Source organism: Methylobacterium sp. B1 (assembly GCF_000333255.1).
Lineage (GTDB): Bacteria > Pseudomonadota > Alphaproteobacteria > Rhizobiales > Beijerinckiaceae > Methylobacterium > Methylobacterium fujisawaense.
Genome location: NZ_BACT01000839.1, coordinates 1 through 3,769 on the forward strand (window position 1 = coordinate 1; position 3,769 = coordinate 3,769).

The window sequence follows — 3,769 nt, forward strand, 5'->3', positions numbered from 1 at the left end:
CTGATGCTCCTCGGCTTCGTCTCCCGCGAGGCGCTGCTGCGCTGGCGCGGCGGCCTCGCCGCGGCCGGCCGGGCCGCGAAGGCCGCGCTGGGCGCCGTGATGGTGGTCCTCGGCCTGCTGGTGCTGACGGGACTCGACAAGCAGGTCGAAGCTGCGGCCGTCGCGGCTTCGCCGGACTGGCTCAATGCGCTGACGACGCGCTACTGAGTCGCCATGGTCCCAGGACGTCCGGAACGGAGATCAGCGATGACCGATGCCCCCCGCCTGACCAGTCTTGCCCATGGCGGCGGCTGCGGCTGCAAGCTCGACCCCGCCACCCTGCGCCAGCTCCTCGCCCAGCAGCCGGCGGCCGGGCCGTTCGAGCGGCTCCTCGTCGGCAACGAGACGGCGGACGATGCGGCCGTATGGGAGCTGGAGGACGGCACCTGCATCATCGCCACCACGGATTTCTTCACACCGATGGTGGACGACCCCGTCGATTTCGGCCGGATCGCCGCGACGAACGCCATCTCGGACGTCTACGCCATGGGCGGCCGGCCGCTCTTCGCGCTCGCGATCCTCGGGATGCCCCTGGGCAAGATCGACCCGGAGGTGGTCGCGCGGATCCTGCGCGGCGGCGCAGAGCAATGCGCCGAGGCCGGCATCCCGGTGGCGGGCGGCCACTCGATCGACGCCCCCGAGCCGATCTACGGCCTCGCGGTGATCGGCACCTGCCGCCGGGAGGCGGTGCGACGCAACGCCGACGCGATGGCGGGAGATGCCGTCCTGCTCACCAAGGCCCTCGGGGTCGGGGTCTACTCCGCGGCGATCAAGCGGGAGACCCTGGACGACGCCGGCTACCGCGACTTCATCGCCACCACCACGCTGCTCAACCGGATCGGACCCGACCTGGCCGCCGAGCCCGCCGTCCACGCCCTCACCGACGTGACCGGCTTCGGCATCCTGGGCCACGGGCTGGAGATCGCCCGCGGCGCCGGTCTCACGCTCACCCTCGAGGCCGACGCCCTCCCCCTGCTGCCGCAGGCGGAGGCGCTGGCGCGCGCCGGCGCCGTCACCGGTGCCTCGCACCGGAACTGGTCGGCGTTCGGCGAGGCGGTCGACCTGCCGGAGGGTTTCCCGGACTGGCGCCGCCACATCCTCACCGATCCGCAGACCTCGGGCGGGTTGCTGGTGACCTGCTCGGCCGACCGCGCCGACGCGCTCCTCGCGCGCATCCGATCGGCGGGCTGCCCGGCGGCCGCCCGCATCGGCCGGATCGAGGCCGGTCCGGCGCGGATCCGGGTGATGGGCTGAGACGCCGTCGGCCCCGAGAGGCAATCTTCAACCTTCCCGTCCACTCTGTCGCCCCGCACGAGACCCGAGCCGCCGCCAGAGCCGCCGTGACCGAGGCCGCAGACATGTCACCGCCTCCCCACGGCGTCGCCGGCTGGCCGTACGGGCGCAGCCCCCCCGGACCAGCCCGTCCGCGGTCGCTGCCCGACGGGCGCCCCTGGCCGCGGATCCGGATCATCACGGTGGCCCACGCGGATGCCGCCCTGGCCGGGACCGTCGCGTCGGTCCTGCGCCAGGATTATCCGGAGTTTCGACACGACGTGCTGGCGCCCACGACCGGACGCGCGGCCGTGGAGCGGATCCTGACCGATCCCGGTCCGGTTCATCTGCTCTGGCTCGCTGCCGGCGACCTGCTCGCCCCGGGTGCGCTGATCGCTCTGGCGCTGGAGGCCTCGCTCGCCGAGGTCGACGCGGTCGCGGGGTTGCGCGTCCTGTTCGACCACGCCGTCCGGGGCCTCGACGGGCCCGATCGTGCGGCGGAAGCCGGTGGCCGCAGGTCTGCGGGGGGCGGGATCCTCTGGCGGCGCGACGGGCTGGCGGACCATGCGGTCCTCGACGCCGACGGCATGCTGAACGAGGGGGCCGCCTGGTCGACGATCTCCGAAGACCGGCGCAGCCTGATCGGTCGTCCCGCCCTGCTCCACAGGCTGCTTTCGGACCTTCCTCCGCCCGCCAGCGGTCTGTCGATCGTCTCGCTCACCGGGACGGGCACCCAGGGCGGGGCCGGCGTGGCGCAGCGCCGGCTCGCCGAGGCACTGACTCTCGCCGGTCACCGGATCGCGGAGGTGACCCTGAGCGGCCGTCCCGAGGCCGCCGAGTGGCGCGACATCTTCCCCCCGGCCGAGGCCGCGATCGCGGCGACCGCACCGGATCTCGTCCTGGCCGGCAACCTGCACGGCGCCACCCGCAGCCTCGACGTCGTCGGCCGTCTGGCCCGGCGGGGACGGGTCGGCCTCGTGCTGCACGACCTCTTCCCCCTCACGGGCCGGTGCGCCCATCCGCGCGCGTGCGGCCGCGCCGCGATCGGCTGCGATGCGGCCTGCCCCACCCCCGACGAGTATCCGCAACTGGCCCCCGGCGGATCGCCGGCATGCACGACCGCAAACGCGCGGTGCTCGCCGGCGCCCCGGTCGGGCCCGAAGTGCGATCCCCGGCCCGATCTCCGGCCCGATCTCCGGCCCGATCTCCGGCTCCCTGGCTTCTCGCCAATTCCGACTGGACGCTGGCGCGGGCCCGCGAACTCGCGCCGCCCGGCACCGTGGTCGAGCCGATCCGCCTCGCCTTCCCGACCGCCGTCTTCCGGCCCGGCGATCGCGCCGGCCTGCGCGGCCGGCTCGGCCTGCCCCCCGATGACGTGCTGATCCTCGTATCCTCGGTCATCGTCGACGGGCCCGACAAGGGCTTTGCCGATCTCCGGGCGGCGCTTCAGGCCGTGGTAAAACCGGGCGTCGGCGTCGTGGCGATCGGTCGCCTCGACGATCCGGCCCGGCTCGGGATCGCGAACCTGTTCGCGCCCGGCCTCATCGCGGACGAGGCGATGCTGGCGGCGTGGTACGGCGCCTGCGACCTCCACGTCACCGCGAGCCGCCACGAGACTCTCGGACAGACGCCCATCGAGGCCGGCCTGTGCGGGGTCCCGACCCTGGCCTACCGCACCGCCGGGCTGACCTCGGCGGTGATCGACGGCGTCTCGGGCCGCCTCGTGCCGATGCGGCCCGGCGCCCTCGCCGACGCCCTGGCCGCCCTGGTCGATGACCGGGCGACCCGCACCCGCCTCGGCGCCTTCGCGCGGATCGCCCTGGAGAGCCGCTTCAGCCCGGCCGCGGCGGCGCTGTCGCTGGAGGCGGTCTTCCGGCGGCAGGGCCTGGGGGACGGCGCGGCCCATCCGCGCTTCGCCCCCACGATGCTCGGGCATTTCCCCTTCGCGGCCGATCTGCGGATGGGCGCGACCGGCACGGTCCCGGCGGTCTCGCCTCCGCTCGTGCGCCGGCTGCGGCGGGCCAAGCAGATGGTGTTCGGCCGCCGGATGCCGCTCTTCGTGCGGCGGTGCCTGTACTTGGCCGGCACGCTGCGGCGCAGGGTGCCATGACGGACCACAAGGCGAAATCCGGCATGGCGCAGCGGCGGATCTACCTGGACCAGACCCATCTGCGGGCCCATGTCACGGGGATCGAGCGGGTCACCCTGGACCTGTTCGCCCCGGAGAAGCTCGCCCCGCACACTGTGCGGCCGGTGACCGCCGGCTCCCTGCCCGGCATGATCGCCGCCCAGCAGATCGGCCTCCCCGCGCGGGCGCTCACGGACAGGGACGCCCTGTTCCTGTTCCCGGGTTTCCCGCCCGGGCCGCTCTGCGCCATCGCGGCGGCACGGTGCCTGCTCTACGTCCACGACACCTTCCTGCTCACGCGGAAGGCGGATCTGAGCCTGCGCAGCCGGA

At 74.4% G+C, this 3,769-nt stretch carries 3 protein-coding genes and 2 pseudogenes; all 5 read left to right on the plus strand.

Annotated features, from left to right (window positions below):
* Positions 1-207 (plus strand): annotated as a pseudogene (locus I53_RS24325) (cytochrome c biogenesis protein CcdA); the annotation flags it as partial.
* A 39-nt stretch (positions 208-246) separates the two neighbouring features.
* Positions 247-1,293 carry a selenide, water dikinase SelD gene (gene selD / locus I53_RS24330; protein ID WP_043355568.1) on the plus strand — a complete coding sequence of 349 codons (1,047 nt, stop codon included), beginning with the start codon at positions 247-249 and terminating at the stop codon, positions 1,291-1,293.
* A 104-nt stretch (positions 1,294-1,397) separates the two neighbouring features.
* The gene (locus I53_RS35480; protein WP_251982440.1) at positions 1,398-2,693 is read left to right on the plus strand and encodes a hypothetical protein; all 1,296 of its coding nucleotides are present in this window, start codon (positions 1,398-1,400) and stop codon (positions 2,691-2,693) included.
* The gene (locus tag I53_RS35485; protein WP_251982441.1) at positions 2,687-3,421 is read left to right on the plus strand and encodes a glycosyltransferase; all 735 of its coding nucleotides are present in this window, start codon (positions 2,687-2,689) and stop codon (positions 3,419-3,421) included. Before I53_RS35480 ends, I53_RS35485 begins: the two co-directional genes overlap by 7 nt.
* Positions 3,418-3,769 (plus strand): annotated as a pseudogene (locus tag I53_RS24340) (glycosyl transferase family 1); the annotation flags it as partial. The gene I53_RS35485 and the pseudogene I53_RS24340, both read left to right, overlap by 4 nt.